Here is a 17085-nt window from a genome sequence, read left to right on the forward strand (position 1 = left end):
GGACTTTAAACTCTGGGGAGTAGCGTTGGAAGCTGGGGTTAAGGCCACTATGACCATGGGCTTGATAAGCCAAGGTCCATTTACGGACATCTGAATGGCTAATCTTAAATAAGTGACCTACCCGCCTAAGACCGCCTGACTTTAAAAACTCTTTAACTACCTTTAGCTTGAACTGCTTGCTGTACTTGCTCATAAAACAAAACCCCCTTGGTTGGACATAATGTCCAACTTTTGGGGGTCAGTTCAGTAGGTGGCTTTTCTTATAAGTGCAGATTGCTTACTTGCGGATATGCGCTTTGCGAGCAGCATCTTGCGACATGCCAGCACCAGCGCCTTCACGAGACTCTTTTTCAGCAGTAATTTCTTTACGGCGCTCTTTGCAAGAACCAGCAATCTCCTGCAAAGCCTTACGTGCGCGCGCTGCAGAAGCTTTAATGCCTTTGCCTTGAAACTTTTCGTTCTCAGCTTTGTAGTTTTCAAAAGCTTCTAGTAATTTATCGTGATGAGACATATATTCCTTTTTTGGGTTGTTTTTATTTAAAAATGTTTGTTAATTAAATTTCTTCAGCAGGCGCTATATCAGCCTTAGCACGCTTACCTGGCAATACTGGAGTTTCGAAGTTCAATAGAACCTTGCCATCAGCAGCAATATCGACATCCACGTGACCACCTTGAGCTAACTTACCAAACAGTAGCTCGTCAGCAAGGGCTTTACGCACAGTATCCTGAATAATGCGTTGCATCGGACGCGCACCCATTAGAGGATCGAAGCCGTGTTTTGCTAGATGAGCACGCAAAGCGGGACTAAAGGTGGCATCCACCTTCTTCTCGTGGAGTTGCTCTTCTAGCTGCATCAAGAACTTATCAACTACACGCATGATGATGGACTCATCAAGAGCTTTGAAGGAAACAATAGCATCCAAGCGATTGCGAAACTCTGGCGTAAAGAACTTCTTGATATCGGCCATCTCATCGCCAGACTCACGCGCATTGGTAAAGCCAATGGTCGATTTCTGCATCGCCTCAGCGCCAGCATTGGTAGTCATGATGATGATCACGTTACGGAAATCAGTCTTACGACCATTGTTATCCGTCAAAGTACCATGATCCATTACCTGCAACAGAATATTGAAAATATCTGGGTGGGCTTTTTCAATTTCATCTAATAAGAGCACACAATGCGGTTTCTTATTCACGGCCTCAGTTAACAATCCGCCCTGATCAAATCCTACATAACCTGGAGGTGCGCCAATCAAGCGACTCACTGCATGACGCTCCATGTACTCGGACATATCAAAACGGAGTAACTCAATACCTAGAATGTAGGCAAGCTGTTTAGCAACTTCAGTCTTGCCAACGCCTGTTGGTCCAGAGAACAAGAATGATCCGATCGGTCTATCAATCTTGCCCAGACCAGCACGAGTCATTTTGATAGCACTAGCCAAGGCTTCGATCGCAGGATCTTGTCCAAAGACCACACTCTTAATATCGCGATCCAAAGTTTGCAACTTGCTACGATCGTCTACAGTGACTGATTGCGGCGGTATGCGTGCAATCTTCGCTACGATCTCTTCAATCTCAGGGCGCCCAATAGTTTTCTTCTGCTTAGACTTCGGCAAAATACGCTGAGCAGCACCAGCTTCATCGATGACGTCAATTGCCTTATCAGGCAAATGACGATCATTAATATAGCGAGCGGAAAGTTCTGCGGCAGCCACCAAAGCAGCAGCCGCATACTTCACACTGTGATGTTCTTCGAAGCGTGATTTCAAGCCACGCAGAATTTGCACTGTTTGATCTACGGTTGGCTCTACAACATCCACCTTCTGAAAACGACGTGATAAAGCCGCATCCTTTTCAAAGATGCCGCGATATTCTGTAAAGGTAGTTGCACCGATACATTTCAGCTGGCCATTAGACAAAGCGGGTTTCAATAAATTGCTCGCATCTAATGTACCGCCAGAAGCTGCGCCCGCTCCAATCAGCGTATGAATCTCATCAATAAACAAAACACCATGAGTATGATCTTTGAGTGACTTGAGAACGCTCTTCAAGCGCTGCTCAAAATCACCACGGTATTTAGTACCCGCTAAAAGAGCGCCCATATCTAAAGAGTAAACAGTGGCGTTGGCCAAAATATCAGGCACATCACCTTTCACGATTCTCCAGGCCAAGCCCTCAGCAATTGCTGTCTTACCTACCCCAGCCTCACCCACCAATAACGGGTTGTTTTTGCGACGACGGCACAGCACTTGAATAACGCGCTCTACCTCGCTCTCGCGCCCAATCAATGGATCAATCTTGCCTTGACGAGCCATGACATTGAGGTTTTGCGTGTATTGCTCAAGGGGACTTTCTTTACCGGAAGCACTAGACTCCTCAGCCTCCTGGGAGGGCTCAACGGGCTTCACATGCTCCGATTGATCTTTACGCACACCATGACTAATGAAGTTCACAACATCTAAGCGGGTAACGCCCTGCTGTTGCAAGAAATAAACCGCATGCGAATCTTTTTCGCCGAAGATGGCGACCAGCACATTTGCACCAGTCACTTCTTTCTTACCATTCGATGTTGACTGCACATGCATGATGGCGCGCTGAATCACACGCTGAAATCCTAGCGTGGGTTGTGTATCAACCTCATCATTGCCTGGCACCACAGGTGTGTTGTCGTTAATAAAGTTTTTGAGTTGAGCGCGTAGCTCTGCGATATTGACTGCGCAAGCCTTTAAGACCTCTACCGCAGTAGCGTTATCCAGTAAGGCCGCGAGCAAATGCTCAACTGTGATGAACTCATGTCGGGATGCCCTTGCGTCAACAAACGCCATGTGCAAACTCACTTCTAATTCTTGGGCAATCATGCTTCCTCCATAGTGCACTGTAGTGGGTGACCCGCTTCACGGGAGAGTTCGATAACTTGATGCACTTTCGTAGCGGCAACATCGCGGGTAAATACTCCGCAAACACCTTTGCCAACTAAATGTACTTGCAACATGATGCGTGTAGCTGTTTCGTGATCCTTATTAAAATACTCCTGAATCACCATCACCACAAATTCCATTGGCGTGTAATCGTCATTCATTAATAAAACTTTATACATCGAAGGCGCCTTTACTTGCTCGATTTGCTTTTCGAGCAGAAGGGTGTCTTCAATATACGGATTACTGGGATTACCAGTAGTGGGATTTTTTGGCGCGCGACTCATGAGAAACATTCTAAACACAGATATCCAAACTTTAATTTACAGGGGTCATGTTGCGAAAAACACGCAAAAACCCCCTCTTAAACCCATATTGGGGCATTTTTCTATAAAAAAAGGGGTAATTACTAGGGGGTAGGGGCATATAACTCCTTGACACCCCTCGAAAAAGGGCAAACAATCGGGGGGTAGGCTTCAAAAGAGGTTCTATTTAGGCGTGTTGTGGATTGAGACTGATTAAAAAGTATTTACCCTCATCACGGTTGTTTTAAGTTTATGTAATGGAGTTCGCATGGCGACCGGAATTGTTAAGTGGTTCAATGATGCAAAAGGTTTTGGCTTTATCAAACCTGATGATGGTGAAGAAGAGTTGTTCGCGCATTTCAGCGCAATTACTATGCCTGGGTTCAAAACCCTCAAGGAAAACCAAAAGGTAACGTTTGACATTACCCAAGGTCCTAAAGGCAAGCAAGCTACCAATATCCAAGCGGCTTAATAGTCCTTAGATCATTATTAAAAACCCAGGACTTGTTCCTGGGTTTTTTTTCGTCTGCAATTTCCCTCGCTTAAAATACAAGGCATGTCTATAACAATCCTTAGTACCCCAACCTTCTTGCGCCAAGTATTTTCTACTGCGCTCATTCTTTGCTCCACCCTAACGCTTGCTCAGGTTAACGTCGGACTACCCACTATTGAATTAAAGACGGGCATCTATCGCATACAGGCTGAGCTTGCCGATACACCGAAGGCTAGAGAGGTTGGCCTCATGAACCGCACAAGCATGCCAACGAATTCTGGAATGTTATTTATTTTTGAACAAAAGGCAGGTCACTGCTTCTGGATGAACAACACTAAGATCCCACTCTCAATTGCATTCATTGCAGATGATGGGAGAATTGTGAATATTGAAGAGATGCAGGCTGAAACTACCAATAATCACTGCCCTAAGGCGGCAGTGCGTTATGCACTGGAGATGAATAAGCAATGGTTCTCTGAGCGCGTGATTGTCCCAGGTACGGTGGTTACGGGTTTACCAAAAAAATAATCTGGGCTAGTTCGAAATAATTCATCTTGAGCCAATAAAAAACGCAGACCGAGGTCTGCGTTTTGTTTTAGAGCATCTTTGATTTATTCAAAGTGGCAAACATAGTGCACTGGTTGCTCAGCACGAATGATGAAGTAGCCACCCTTCTCCACCTCCCAGCTTTGACCGGCCTTGAACTCTTGCTCAGGGGCGCCATTGATGCTGACAAAAGCATTGCCATCAACTACTTCCATAATCTCGCTGGTGCTTAAGTCAAAGCGTAAAGTGCTTGGTAACACCACGCCAACCGACTTGCGAATGCCATTAGGCAATGTCACGGTATGGGAAACACACTTGCCATCAAAAAATACATTGGCTTTTTTGCCTACGGAAACTTGATCAAATTGCATGCTAATTCTTTCTTATCTGTTTGGTTCTAATCGTTTACTTTTAGTTATTTCTGAGCGCGCTTACGTCTAGCTGTTTCGGCAATTCGCATACGCAAGGCATTGAGCTTAATAAAACCACCAGCATCTGCTTGGTTGTATGCGCCGCCATCATCGTCAAAGGTTGCGATGTTTTGATCAAATAAAGTATTGACTGAGTCACGTGAAATCACAGAGACGGAACCTTTGTAGAGCTTTAAGCGCACAACGCCGTTAACAGCCTGTTGCGTGTGATCAATCAAGGTTTGTAGGGCGAGACGTTCTGGTGCCCACCACAAGCCGTTATAGATCAGGCTGGCGTAACGTGGCGTCAAGTCATCCTTCAAGTGCGCCACTTCACGATCCAAGGTAATACTTTCAATACCACGGTGAGCCTTTAGAAGAATTGTGCCGCCAGGAGTTTCGTAACAGCCACGGCTCTTCATGCCAACAAAGCGGTTTTCTACTAAATCAAGACGGCCAATGCCATGTTTGCCGCCAAAACGATTTAGTTCAGCCAACAACTCGTGCGGCTTATAGGCTTTGCCATCAATTGCTACTGGGTCACCAGCTTTAAATTCGATTTCAATAATTTCTGGAGCATCTGGAGCCTTTTCAGGAGAAACGGTCCAACGCCACATAGACTCTTCTGCTTCTGCATTTGGATTCTCGAGGTGACGGCCTTCATAACTGATGTGCAAAAGGTTGGCATCCATTGAGTACGGTGAACCGCCTTGCTTATGCTTCATCTCAACCGGAATGCCATGCTTTTCTGCGTAAGCCATCAACTTCTCACGCGAGAGAAGATCCCATTCACGCCAAGGAGCGATTACCTTGATTCCTGGTTCAAGAGCGTAGTAACCCAATTCAAAGCGAACCTGGTCATTTCCTTTGCCAGTAGCGCCGTGCGATACAGAGTCGGCGCCAGTTAAGCGAGCAATTTCAATTTGACGCTTAGCGATTAATGGACGCGCAATAGATGTACCCAATAAATATTCACCCTCGTAAATCGTATTCGCGCGGAACATTGGGAATACAAAGTCACGTACAAACTCTTCGCGCAAGTCATCAATAAAAATGTTTTCAGGCTTGATGCCAAATTGCAAAGCCTTAGCGCGTGCCGGCTCCAACTCTTCACCCTGACCTAAGTCAGCGGTAAAGGTTACGATCTCACAGCCATAGGTATCTTGAAGCCATTTCAAGATCACGCTTGTATCTAGACCGCCGGAATACGCTAAGACTACTTTTTTAATGTCGGACATATTTTTCTTATTCAATCAAAATTAATGAAAACGAATTGCTGATTATTTACTGATTATTTTATTGCTGAAGTTGTGTTGGTTAATCCAAACGACCGCAGAGTAAATACTCCATCAGGGCTTTTTGGACGTGCAAACGATTTTCCGCCTCTTCCCAAACAATACTTTGCGGCCCATCAATCACTCCTGCTGAAACTTCTTCACCACGGTGCGCTGGCAAGCAGTGCATAAATAGTGCGTCAGGCTTAGCCAAGGACATCAACTCTTCATCAACCATCCAATCCTGGAAAGCATTCATACGTGAAGTATTTTCAGCCTCATAACCCATGCTGGTCCAGACGTCGGTACTAACTAGGTCAGCACCTTTGCAAGCTTCTTTTGGATCAGCGCAAATTGTTAAATGCCTTGCAGATTGTGGCGATAAACGCGTCTCGTCCAACTGATAACCCTCTGGCGCGGAGAAGCGCAACTGAAAATCGAGACATTCAGCAGCCTGCAACCAGGTATAGGCCATATTATTGGCATCCCCTACCCAAGCCACTGTTTTACCTTGGATTGGGCCACGCGCCTCTACAAAGGTGAAGATATCGGCCAATACTTGGCAAGGATGAAATTCATTTGTGAGGCCGTTGATGACCGGCACCCGTGAATTCGATGCAAAACGCTCAATAATGTCTTGGCCAAAGGTACGAATCATGATGATGTCAGTCATCCGCGAAATTACCTGAGCAGCATCTTCTACAGGCTCACCACGACCCAACTGAGTATCTCGTGTATTTAGATATACCGCATGACCACCAAGCTGATGGATGCCTGCCTCAAAGGACAGGCGGGTACGGGTGGAATGCTTCTCAAAAATCATTGCCAAGGTGCGGTCATGCAGTGGGTGCCAAGTTTCATAGCTCTTAAACTTGGCCTTGAGCCACGCCGAACGCTTGAGCAAATAGTCGTACTCTTCACGTGTGAGGTCAGAAAACTGCAGGTAGTGCTTTACCTGACCGGGCACTTGCGGCTTCGCCAGAGATGTCATAGTTGAGCTTTCTACTAAAGTTTTGGCTTGCATTTTTTTCTTCAAACATTCGGTTGCACGAAAATAGACCCTAAAGCCATCTTACGGCCAACTTGGGCTGTTAAGCTAGAGGACTTAGAACACTATTTCTACTACCATCATTACGCGAACTTGAACCACAAAAAGCTTTTCATTCAAGGCATTACCACTTCTGGCAAACCATTTCGGCCCAGTGATTGGGCGGAGCGTCTGTGCGGGGTGATGGCTACTTTTCGCCCTCCCGGTGACTCCGGGGACCCTCGCTTCACTTATTCGCCCTATGTCAGACCAGTGCTTATTGCAAAAGTGAAATGCGTTGTTATCGATACTCGACTGAGGGACCTAGATCCTCGAGCGCTAGACTTTGTCATGAACTTTGCCAAAGACAACAGCCTACCAATCGAAGAGGCGTGTGAGTTCAACCCAACAGCCCCACCCCAGCCTTAAAAACAAAAACCCGCTCTGATGAGGAGCGGGCTTAGGTCGAAACTTCTTCGACCAGCCTAAAACTAAAACTGTATTACGCTGCCATCGCCTTGATAGCTGCAGACAAACGTGACTTCTGACGTGCCGCAGTATTTTTGTGAGCAATCTTTTTGTCAGCAATCTTGTCGATTGTTGCTTGAGTTGCCGCGAAAACTTTCGCTGCAGAAGCTTTGTCACCAGTTTCAATTGCTTTACGAACTGCCTTAATGGAAGTGCGGAGCTTTGAACGCAAACTGGAGTTGTGCTCGTTTTGTTTTACTGCTTGGCGTGCACGCTTGCGCGCTTGTGCTGTATTGGCCATCTTTAAACCTTGCCTCTATAAATTGCAAAATGCGATTAGTTAAAAATCCTGCGGACTTGCCAGATTCATAAGCAAGCTCGCCAAAACCCAAGATTTTACCTTAAAGGGGCAAAAAAGCCCAGCCGACAGATAAATAGGTGAAAATCGCCTCATGAATCTACTTTCCGCCGCCGCCAAGGTCAGCTCCCTAACCATGCTGTCCCGTATTACGGGTCTACTCCGGGAGACCCTGATTGCCCGTAGTTTCGGGGCTTCCGAGTGGACGGACGCCTTTAATGTTGCTTTTAGGCTACCCAACTTGCTGCGTCGGCTGTTTGCGGAAGGGGCTTTTTCTCAAGCTTTTGTGCCGATTTTGGGCGAAATTGCCACAAAAGAAGATCAAACTAAGGCCAAAATCCTCATAAATGCGGTCGCCACGCTCTTATTTTGGGCTTTGCTGCTCACAGTATTGCTAGGAGTCATTGGCGCCCCAGTACTCATTCTGGTCATTGCCACAGGGTTTAAAGGTGGATCCGCCTATGACGCCAGCGTCGTAATGACCCGAATCATGTTCCCTTATATCGGGCTGATTTCTATGGTCTCACTCTCAGCAGGGATCCTAAACACCTATCACCGCTTTGCAATTCCAGCTTTTACCCCTGTCTTGCTCAATCTCGCCTTAATTGGTAGCGCCATCTTTTTAGCGCCCCACTTAGAGCAACCGATTTATGCCTTAAGTATTGGTGTCTTACTTGGTGGAATACTCCAGCTTGTCCTTCAAGTTCCAACGCTTGCTCGCCTTGGGCTATTACCTCGCATTGGTTTATTGCCTGGCGCTATCAAATCAGCAATCACCAATCCTGAAGCTAGACGCGTCATGAAATTAATGGGGCCCGCAGTATTTGCGGTTTCTGTTGCACAAATTTCCCTCATCATCAATACCAACATAGCTTCACGTCTGCAGGCAGGAAGTGTGTCGTGGTTATCCTACGCAGATCGCTTGATGGAATTTCCAACCGCATTACTGGGTGTTGCCCTGGGAACCGTTCTCTTGCCAAGCCTCAGTAAGGCCAATGCCAAAAACGATTTAGTGCATGCCGGTGAATTACTCATCTGGGGGTTGCAACTTACTTTCTTGCTAGCAGCGCCTTGCGCAATTGCACTCTTTATCTTCGGCGAGCCTTTGGCAGCGGTCTTGTACCACTATGGCAAATTCACTGCACTCGATGTCCTGATGACCCAACGCGCATTGGCAGCCTATGGAGTTGGCCTCATTGGCTTGATTCTCGTAAAAATTTTGGCGCCTGGTTTTTACTCTCGCCAAGATATTCGCACCCCCGTCAAGATTGGATTACTCGTTTTAGTAGCTACCCAGTTAGCAAACCTAGTATTCGTACCTTGGCTCGGTCATGCTGGACTTGCCCTTTCAGTAGGTACTGGTGCTTGCCTGAATGCCGCCTTGCTTTGGGTTGGCTTGCATCGACGTGGAGCCCTCCCTCATTCTGGCTGGATCAAGTACCTAGGTCAGCTATTATTCGCGCTCATCCCGTTCGCAGCAGTGCTTTTTTATGCTGCTGGTACGCACAATTGGATTGCCCTCCAAACTGAACCATGGTTGCGTATTGGCTTGGTAGGAGTATGGCTTGGTCTTGCTGCCATTGTTTACTTCGCATCCTTGGGTTTAGTTGGAATTCGCTGGCAAAAATTCTTGCGTCATGCAAAATAGCTGGTATGCCAACACAACAACTCGACTATTTCACCTCCCTAGTTGCTGAAGACGAACACCTCCCGCTAACCGAGGCAGCAATCGCTGTTGCACAGCACGCTTATCCCGATCTTGATGTTCAAGGCGCACTCGATCAAATTGATGAGATGGGCAACAAACTCAAAACTCGCATCACGCCGGATACATCACCCGTTCAGCGCTTACAAATTCTGAAGCATTTCTTTTATACCGAGTTGGGTTTTGGTCCGAACCCAAATGATTTTTATGCCCCTGAAAATTCATACTTGCATTACATACTCGAAAATCGCAGAGGGATTCCAATCTCATTAGCTATTTTGATGATGGAGTTGGGAAACCAGATCGGCTTGAAGATTCGCGGTGTTTCATTTCCGAATCACTTCATGATGCGCATCTCTTTGCAACAAGGTGAAGTGATTATGGATCCCTTGACTGGTGAATCGTTATCAAAGGCTCAGTTACAAGAAATGCTTGACCCCTACTTGGACGCTAAAGGCTATAGAGGTGAGTTGAGCCTGCCGCTTAATATCTTCCTGCGCGCCTCTAGCTCGAGAGAGATTCTGTCCCGCTTTCTGAGAAATCTCAAAATGATTTACTCAGAACATGAGCGCTGGGAGCGTTTACTAGGCATTCAAGAACGTCTCGTCATTCTGCTGCCAGACTCTATTGAAGAAATTCGGGATAGGGGCTTGATATTTGCACAGCTAGAGTATTTACGTCCAGCATTGGCGGATATGCATCGCTATCTCAGCGAAGTTCCAGAAGCTGAAGATGCCAGCGATATCCGTGAGCATATCGCCACCCTCGAAAGTCAAACCAAGCTGCACTAAAGCCGCATTGGCTTTAGTGTTGGCGCTTTAATTTTTAAACTTCCTTTAGTTTTTCTTGCTCTGAAAAATTTTGTAGATAGCCGCAAATAAAACGGGCACCGCAGCTGCGCCAACACCAACAAGCACTATCACATTGAGGTTCTGACGAATGAGGGGGATGTTGCCAAAGAAATATCCCGCCACGACCAAACCAAAGACCCACAACGCCGCGCCAGTGATGTTGAATAACTGAAAGCGTGAGAAGTTCATCTCGGATACGCCGGCAATAAAAGGTGCAAAGGTGCGGATGATAGGTAAGAAGCGTGCCAAGATAATCGTTTTGCCACCATGCTTTTCATAAAAAGCGTGGGTCTTCAATAAGGCGCCTTGATCAATCCAGCGTGATTGACTGCTGAAGACTCGCTTGCCAATCCAGCGGCCAATAAAGTAATTCACGGTGTTGCCTGCGACTGCGGCAATTAACAAACCAATACACAAAGTCCAAATATTGAAATGCTCGGTAGCGCAATAGGCGCCCGCAATAAATAAGAGAGAGTCCCCAGGCAAGAAAGGCGCAACCACTAAGCCTGTTTCTGCAAAAACAATAGCAAACAATAGGCCATAGGCCCAAGGGCCGTATTGCTGAATCACCACATCTAGATGTTTATCAATGTGTAGCAATAAATCACTGATTTGCAAAAGGGTATCCATCAACTCGCTCTCTAACTTATGGGTTGTTGCGGATCTTAACAGGCTCTTATAATTAGGCATGCAAACTGAACCCTACATTCAGCCCAAGCTTGCTTCAGATGAAGTCCCAACCCTCTGTATTGTGGGGCCGACTGGCGCAGGAAAAACCCATCTCGCCATGTCTTTGGCCGAGTATGCGAAATCCATTGGCCTAACGATTGAACTCATCAGCATGGATTCCGCTTTGGTCTATCGCGGTTTAGATATCGGTAGCGCCAAACCAACTCAGTCAGAACAAGCTGCTGTTATTCATCATCTGATTGACATCATCGATCCCACCGAAGTCTATTCAGCAGCACGTTTTGCCAATGATGCGAAACGTCTTTGCACCGAGATTCGTGCACGAGGAAATATTCCGGTGGTTGTAGGTGGAACGATGCTGTATTGGCGTGCGTGGGCACATGGCCTCTCCTCACTACCTCCAGCAAATCCAGAAATTCGTACTCGTTTAGACGAAGAAGGTAAAACTATTGGCTGGCCAGCAATGCACGACAAACTTAAAAAGCTTGATCCTGAAACTGCAGCGCGCTTAAAGCCAAACGATTCTCAAAGAGTGCAGCGTGCTTTAGAAGTTTATGAAATCACCGGTAAACCGATGTCCGTACTGCTGGCTGACTCACCCAGTGATGATGGCAGAGAAGGCTCAGCGATTCCATCATGGATTAATTTAGTGTCGCTAGAGCCAAGTGATCGCAAGCGATTACATCTCAATCTAGAAAAACGTTTTGATGAAATGCTTGCCGCCGGATTTATAGATGAAGTCAAAGCCCTGCGAACCAATGGTGGCTTACATGCAGATCTTCCAGCCATTCGTTCTGTAGGCTATCGCCAAGCCTGGGAATTTCTCAATGGTGAAATTGATGCTGAGGAAATGCGCTACAAAGCATTGGCGGCCACGCGTCAGCTTGGCAAGCGTCAGCTCACATGGCTACGCGCAATAGATGGAAGAAATATATTTGACCCCTTCAACCCCGAAGAGTTGAAGGCCGCTTTAGATTACTGCAAAAGCAATCTAATCAAAAAATCAAGGTAGTTCGTTTAGATGACGATAGTTTGTGGCGCATCTTTTGGACGCTCAACCACTTCGCCAACTGTCCAAGCCTTAAGTCCTTGCGCAGTCAATGATTTGATTACTGCATCCACTTGGTCGGGCGCAACAATCACTACCATGCCGATGCCGCAGTTAAATACGCGCACCATTTCCGCATCAGCAACGCCACCCTTCATTTGCAACCAACGGAACAGGTCTGGCATTTGCCAGCTATCGCGATGCAACACTGCCTGAGTATTTTCTGGAAGTACACGTGGCACGTTATCAACCAAACCACCGCCGGTGATATGCGCCATTCCTTTTACATTGATTTCAGAAATCAATTTTAGAAGTGGCTTCACATAAATTTCTGTTGGCGCCATCACAACATCACCCAATGGGCGACCGCCTAAATCATCAGTAGGCTTTGCACCAGCACGCTCAATAATCTTACGCACTAATGAGTAACCATTTGAATGCGCACCACTTGAGCCGATTGCCAACACCGCATCACCCGGAACAATCGTTGCGCCAGTAATGATTTTTGACTTTTCAACTGCGCCCACGGCAAATCCAGCTAAGTCATATTCACCTGGGGGATACATGCCTGGCATTTCTGCAGTTTCGCCACCGATTAATGCACAGCCAGATAATTCGCAACCCTTGGCAATCCCGCCAACAACGGTTGCCGCTGTATCTACAGTCAACTTGCCGCACGCAAAGTAATCCAGGAAGAAAAGAGGCTCTGCACCCTGAACTAGGATGTCATTCACACTCATGGCTACTAAGTCTTGACCAATGGTTTCATGACGATTCCACTCAAAAGCCAGTCTCAGCTTAGTACCCACACCGTCGGTACCAGACACCAATACTGGCTCTTTGTAGCGCTTAGGCACCTCAAAAAGGGCTCCAAAGCCACCAATTCCAGCTAAAACACCCTCGCGCATGGTTTTCTTGGCAAGCGGCTTAATACGGTCGACCAAGTCGTCCCCAGCATCAATATCGACGCCAGCGTCACGGTAGGAAAGGCCTTTAGAGGAAGAATTAGTAGATGAGGTCATGTCAGAGCCGGAATATTAGTAAAAAATGCTACTTCGTCAGTAGAATCATTGAATTCTAGAGGATTGAAGCAAGATGGCCGAAATTTTTACCCCTTTTCTTACCGCATTCATTCTGGCGTATGCCCTACGCCCTTTTTGCCTGTGGCTTGAGAAGCATCGAGCGCCTCGCGCGCTCGCCGCCGCCTTGGCTATGTTGATAGGTCTAAGCCTCGTTTTCCTCATCTTGAGCCTGCTCGTTAGCCTCCTGAGGTATGAAATACCCCTCATTAAGGCTCAGCTACCAGACTGGATTGCCAATACCCAGGCTTGGCTTGGTCCAAAACTCAGTGAATTTCACATTAATTTTGATTGGGGCACCCTGAAAGCCAGTGCCACCCAAAAAATTACTGAGCACATTAATGACAACGCAGATACGTTGATGTCCTCAACTATTGACACCGTTCTGATGTCTGGCAGTTCAGTGATTGCTGGTTTTGTGAATGCAGTACTGATTATTTTCGTGATGTTTTATTTACTAATGGACTGGAATCATTTTTTTAATCTAGTCAAAAACATCGTGCCAGTGCGCGCTCAAGAAACCGTGCACCACTTAGCAATGCATACCGATGGATTACTTTCCCAATACTTACGCGGTATGTTGATCGTCATCTCCATTATGGCAATTTATTACAGCGCAGGCTTAAGCTTGATTGGCATTAAAGGTGCCGCCGCACTAGGCATCTTTACTGCCCTGATGATTGTGATTCCATACATCGGCATCACCATAGGCCTCACACTGGCAACCTTATCAGCACTTCTTCAATTTGGTCCAGGCACTGAAATTATTGGTGTGCTGATTTTATTTGGCATTGGGCAATTTTTAGAAGGCTTCTTCCTAACGCCCCGCCTAGTGGGCGAGCGCATTGGACTGCATCCGGTTGCCGTCTTGTTTGCCTTGCTTTTCTTTGGCAAGCTATTTGGCTTCTTTGGCGTATTACTCGCCTTGCCAATTAGCGCAGTCAGCTTAGTCTTAGTCCAATACTTGTGGTCTATCTATACGCAAAGCTCTTGGTATCAAAAATAAATTTGCAGTAATGAATACACCCTCGCTTCCAAAACAATTTGCGCTAGACATCAGCCACTCTCCCGTTGCTAGCCTAGAAAACTACCTCCCCGGAAAAGATCTTGCCTTAATTTCTGCACTGCAAGACATTGAGCAATCTTGGGGGGAAGCAAATCCCCAGCAAGCCAGCAATCCACTCAATCAACGTTGGATCTACTGGTGGGGACCTGAAGGTTCTGGTCGCACCCACCTACTCAATGCGATTGGGAATGCAGCCCAGCATGCTGGCCTAATACATATTGCCCTCTCTCCTTTCGAGCCAACCACTTGGGTTCGCCTAGAAGAAAAGATGAGCGCAATGACTGAAAGCGACACCCCCTCAGTCATTACTGTTGATGATGTCGACCAGCTAGATGATCGCCTTGTTGGCTCTCTATTTCGCATTCTGAATGGAGTACAGGCGAGCAAAGCGATCCATATTTTTATGGCCGGAAATGCCGCACCAGCCAACCTGAAGCTCCGAGAAGACCTGCGAACCCGCCTGGGTTGGGGCTTGATCTTCCAAACGCAGCTTTTGGATGATGATGAGAAAATACAGGCATTAGAGGAAGCAGCCAAAGCGCGAGGGCTCGTTTTATCGCCCGATGTGTTGCCTTGGTTATTGAGTCGCTTTTATCGAGATATGCCTAGTCTGATGGCCTTGATTGATGCTTTAGACGCTTACTCCTTAGAAACAAAACGTGCTGTAACCTTACCTCTTGTTCGTGAGCTCCTGCAGCCCAAATAATTAATTAAATATCCAATTCGTGACTCAGCTAGCCCTTTTCGATTTAGACCACACTCTTTTGCCCTGCGATAGCGATTACGAATGGGGCCAATTTTTGGCTCGCATTGGTGTTGTAGATAGCAAATACTACGCACGACAAAACGAACGCTTTTATCAAGACTACAAAGAAGGTAAGCTTGATATCCATGAGTTTTTACGCTTTGCCTTGAAACCACTTTCAGAGCATTCGCGCGCGCAACTGAAAGAGTGGCATGACGCTTTTATGAAAGAAGTTATTAATGGCCAACTCCGACAACAGGCAATCGATCTAGTAAAACGCCACCAAGATGCTGGCGACCTTTGCTGCGTAATCACCGCCACCAATAGCTTTGTGACGCGCCCCATTGTTGAAAGCTTTGGTATCGAGCATCTGATTGCTACAGAGCCAGCCACTGCAGATAATCATCCATTAGCCAACTACACTGGCGAAGTCAAAGGTATTCCAAATTTTCGCGAAGGCAAGATTCAAAATCTGCATGACTGGTTAGCATCGCAAAAACTATCTTTAGATGCATTACCTTATAGTTATTTTTATTCTGACTCGATGAATGATCTTCCCTTACTTGAAAAAGTAAGTCATCCCGTTGCTACTAATCCAGATGATCGCCTTCGTAACGAGGCTAAGCAGCGCAACTGGCCTATTCTTGAATTGTTTGCATGATCACTAAATTTATTAAACGTATTTTGCGGCGTGACCCGATGGTCAAGCACACCCAATCCAATCACTCTGGCGCACCAAAACGCATTGCCAAAAAAGCGCACCGCATTGATCCCCACTTGCTTTCTAAGAATGCAGTCAAGGTAACGCACACATTGCAGCAAGCAGGATATGAGGCCTTTATTGTTGGAGGTGCTGTCAGAGATCTTGCCCTAGGCATCAGCCCCAAAGATTTTGACGTTGCCACCAATGCAACACCGGATCAAGTGCAAAGGCTCTTTCGTAAGGCGCGCCTGATTGGTCGCCGCTTTCAAATTGTGCACGTGACTTTTTTTGGGAAAGGCCATCCCGAAATCATTGAGGTATCAACCTTCAGAGCCCTATTGGATAACGCTGGAGACCATGTTGCTGAAAGTGGCCGGATCCTAAGGGATAACGTCTGGGGCTCACAAGGTGAAGATGCTGCAAGACGCGATTTCACAATCAATGCGATGTATTACGACCCTTCGACTGAAACCGTTCTCGACTATCACGGCGGTATGGCAGACATGCAAAAGAAAACTTTACGCATGATCGGCGATCCAGCAAAGCGCTATCGAGAAGATCCGGTGCGCATGCTCAGAGCGGTTCGCTTCGCCGCCAAGACTGGCTTTGAGTTAGATGGCGCTACACGCGCGCCCATTGCAAAGCTAGGCAAACTATTAAACGATGTTCCCTCTGCGAGACTCTTTGATGAAATTTTGAAGCTCTTGATGTCTGGCTACTCCTGGGCAGCTATCCAAGGCCTCAAAGATGCTGGATTACATCATGGCTTACTCCCGCTCCTAGATCACATTCTGGATACAGGCGCAGACTCCAAGGGGGCTAATGATTTTGTAAAGCTTGCCTTAGCCAATACTGATGACCGTATTCAGTCGGGTAAAAGTGTTTCTGCTGGATTTTTATTTGCCACCCTCCTGTGGCCAGACTTGCTAAAGAATTGGAAAGCCAATTCGTCCAAGGGCATGGCCAATATTCCCGCTCTGCATGATGCGATGGATGACACGATTGCCACCCAAAGCAGTGGTATGACCATTCAGCGACGCTTCGAAAGCGATATGCGTGAGATTTGGTCTATGCAGCCCCGCTTTGAGAGACGCGTGGGGCGCTATCCTTATCGCCTCATTGAATCCCCTCGTTTTAGAGCGGGTTATGACTTTATGTTGCTTCGCTGCGCCACCGGGGAATTAAACCCAGCGATCGGGCAATGGTGGACAGACTTCATCGCAACCGACTCCACAGGGCAAGATGAGCTCATGGCTAGCATCAAAAATGAATCTAGCAACAGTTCAAACCCCGCCAAAAGACGGCGCCGTAGAAAGCCAAAAGCTGCAGTGCCCCCAGAGAGTGCAGCAAGCTAAGCAGACTTAGAGAAATTTCAGTAAAGTAGTTTCATCTCTAGTTT

General features: G+C 46.8%; 19 protein-coding genes and 1 pseudogene. 10 read left to right on the forward strand and 10 right to left on the reverse strand.

What is annotated here, in order from left to right; translation table 11 throughout:
- The 4 genes and pseudogenes from ICN39_RS01690 to clpS all read right to left on the reverse strand — a co-directional run.
- Positions 1–193: pseudogene (locus ICN39_RS01690) on the reverse strand (IS3 family transposase); the annotation flags it as partial.
- Between the two features lie 84 nt (positions 194–277).
- On the reverse strand, positions 278–511 hold the full coding sequence (locus ICN39_RS01695) for a hypothetical protein (RefSeq protein ID WP_072582836.1): 234 nt from the start codon (positions 509–511) through the stop codon (positions 278–280).
- Between the two features lie 43 nt (positions 512–554).
- Complete coding sequence (gene clpA, locus ICN39_RS01700; RefSeq protein WP_216232416.1) at positions 555–2861, reverse strand: ATP-dependent Clp protease ATP-binding subunit ClpA; 2307 nt, start codon at positions 2859–2861, stop codon at positions 555–557.
- Positions 2858–3214, reverse strand: a complete 357-nt coding sequence (gene clpS / locus ICN39_RS01705) for an ATP-dependent Clp protease adapter ClpS (protein WP_370623664.1) — start codon at positions 3212–3214, stop codon at positions 2858–2860. Before clpS ends, clpA begins: the two co-directional genes overlap by 4 nt.
- 277 nt (positions 3215–3491) lie before the next feature.
- Between clpS and ICN39_RS01710 the strand changes: the two genes are divergently transcribed.
- Together ICN39_RS01710 and ICN39_RS01715 are read left to right on the forward strand one after the other, a co-directional pair.
- Positions 3492–3695, forward strand: a complete 204-nt coding sequence (locus tag ICN39_RS01710) for a cold-shock protein (RefSeq protein ID WP_011903586.1) — start codon at positions 3492–3494, stop codon at positions 3693–3695.
- Positions 3696–3779: 84 nt separating this feature from the next.
- On the forward strand, positions 3780–4244 hold the full coding sequence (locus ICN39_RS01715) for a DUF192 domain-containing protein (protein ID WP_255532247.1): 465 nt from the start codon (positions 3780–3782) through the stop codon (positions 4242–4244).
- Positions 4245–4327: 83 nt separating this feature from the next.
- Here the strand turns inward: ICN39_RS01715 and ICN39_RS01720 are convergent, their stop codons facing one another.
- The 3 genes from ICN39_RS01720 to argF form a co-directional block, all read right to left on the reverse strand.
- A complete protein-coding gene (locus ICN39_RS01720) occupies positions 4328–4633 on the reverse strand; it encodes a pyrimidine/purine nucleoside phosphorylase (protein ID WP_216232417.1) in 306 nt (101 codons plus the stop codon).
- Positions 4634–4677: 44 nt separating this feature from the next.
- Positions 4678–5910, reverse strand: coding sequence for an argininosuccinate synthase (locus ICN39_RS01725; RefSeq protein ID WP_216232418.1), 1233 nt, complete (start codon positions 5908–5910; stop codon positions 4678–4680).
- A 79-nt stretch (positions 5911–5989) separates the two neighbouring features.
- Positions 5990–6937 (reverse strand): ornithine carbamoyltransferase, encoded by a 948-nt coding sequence (gene argF, locus ICN39_RS01730; protein ID WP_216232668.1) that lies wholly within the window; start codon positions 6935–6937, stop codon positions 5990–5992.
- 150 nt (positions 6938–7087) lie between these two features.
- Here argF and ICN39_RS01735 point away from each other — a divergent pair, with 150 nt between their 5' ends.
- A complete protein-coding gene (locus ICN39_RS01735) occupies positions 7088–7402 on the forward strand; it encodes a DUF3579 domain-containing protein (protein WP_216232419.1) in 315 nt (104 codons plus the stop codon).
- A gap of 73 nt (positions 7403–7475) precedes the next feature.
- Here ICN39_RS01735 and rpsT read toward each other — a convergent pair whose 3' ends face one another.
- Entirely contained in the window at positions 7476–7742 is a 267-nt protein-coding gene (rpsT, locus tag ICN39_RS01740) for a 30S ribosomal protein S20 (protein WP_071466054.1), read from the reverse strand.
- Positions 7743–7893: 151 nt separating this feature from the next.
- Here rpsT and murJ point away from each other — a divergent pair, with 151 nt between their 5' ends.
- Both murJ and ICN39_RS01750 read left to right on the forward strand, forming a co-directional pair.
- The gene (gene murJ / locus ICN39_RS01745; RefSeq protein WP_216232420.1) at positions 7894–9447 is read left to right on the forward strand and encodes a murein biosynthesis integral membrane protein MurJ; all 1554 of its coding nucleotides are present in this window, start codon (positions 7894–7896) and stop codon (positions 9445–9447) included.
- A 5-nt stretch (positions 9448–9452) separates the two neighbouring features.
- Entirely contained in the window at positions 9453–10295 is an 843-nt protein-coding gene (locus ICN39_RS01750; RefSeq protein ID WP_216232421.1) for a SirB1 family protein, read from the forward strand.
- Positions 10296–10340: 45 nt separating this feature from the next.
- On the opposite strand, the gene ICN39_RS01755 is transcribed toward ICN39_RS01750, so the two are convergent.
- Positions 10341–10985 carry a VTT domain-containing protein gene (locus ICN39_RS01755; RefSeq protein WP_216232669.1) on the reverse strand — a complete coding sequence of 215 codons (645 nt, stop codon included), beginning with the start codon at positions 10983–10985 and terminating at the stop codon, positions 10341–10343.
- A gap of 58 nt (positions 10986–11043) precedes the next feature.
- Between ICN39_RS01755 and miaA the strand changes: the two genes are divergently transcribed.
- Positions 11044–12057: a tRNA (adenosine(37)-N6)-dimethylallyltransferase MiaA gene (gene miaA, locus ICN39_RS01760; protein WP_216232422.1), complete on the forward strand. Its 1014-nt coding sequence runs from the start codon at positions 11044–11046 to the stop codon at positions 12055–12057.
- A 5-nt stretch (positions 12058–12062) separates the two neighbouring features.
- Here the strand turns inward: miaA and purM are convergent, their stop codons facing one another.
- Entirely contained in the window at positions 12063–13115 is a 1053-nt protein-coding gene (gene purM, locus ICN39_RS01765; RefSeq protein WP_216232423.1) for a phosphoribosylformylglycinamidine cyclo-ligase, read from the reverse strand.
- Between the two features lie 73 nt (positions 13116–13188).
- Between purM and ICN39_RS01770 the strand changes: the two genes are divergently transcribed.
- Genes ICN39_RS01770 through pcnB form a run of 4 tightly spaced genes read left to right on the forward strand, consistent with a single transcriptional unit; the run spans position 13189 to position 17041 of the window.
- The gene (locus ICN39_RS01770; protein ID WP_216232424.1) at positions 13189–14178 is read left to right on the forward strand and encodes an AI-2E family transporter; all 990 of its coding nucleotides are present in this window, start codon (positions 13189–13191) and stop codon (positions 14176–14178) included.
- 10 nt (positions 14179–14188) lie between these two features.
- Positions 14189–14944 carry a DnaA regulatory inactivator Hda gene (gene hda / locus ICN39_RS01775; RefSeq protein ID WP_216232425.1) on the forward strand — a complete coding sequence of 252 codons (756 nt, stop codon included), beginning with the start codon at positions 14189–14191 and terminating at the stop codon, positions 14942–14944.
- Positions 14945–14963: 19 nt separating this feature from the next.
- Positions 14964–15644 carry an HAD-IB family hydrolase gene (locus tag ICN39_RS01780; protein WP_216232426.1) on the forward strand — a complete coding sequence of 227 codons (681 nt, stop codon included), beginning with the start codon at positions 14964–14966 and terminating at the stop codon, positions 15642–15644.
- On the forward strand, positions 15641–17041 hold the full coding sequence (gene pcnB / locus ICN39_RS01785; RefSeq protein ID WP_216232427.1) for a polynucleotide adenylyltransferase PcnB: 1401 nt from the start codon (positions 15641–15643) through the stop codon (positions 17039–17041). Before ICN39_RS01780 ends, pcnB begins: the two co-directional genes overlap by 4 nt.
- The last annotated feature ends 44 nt before the right edge of the window (positions 17042–17085 follow it).

Origin of the sequence: Polynucleobacter sp. AP-Reno-20A-A9 (assembly GCF_018882085.1) — a bacterium.
Taxonomy (GTDB): domain Bacteria; phylum Pseudomonadota; class Gammaproteobacteria; order Burkholderiales; family Burkholderiaceae; genus Polynucleobacter.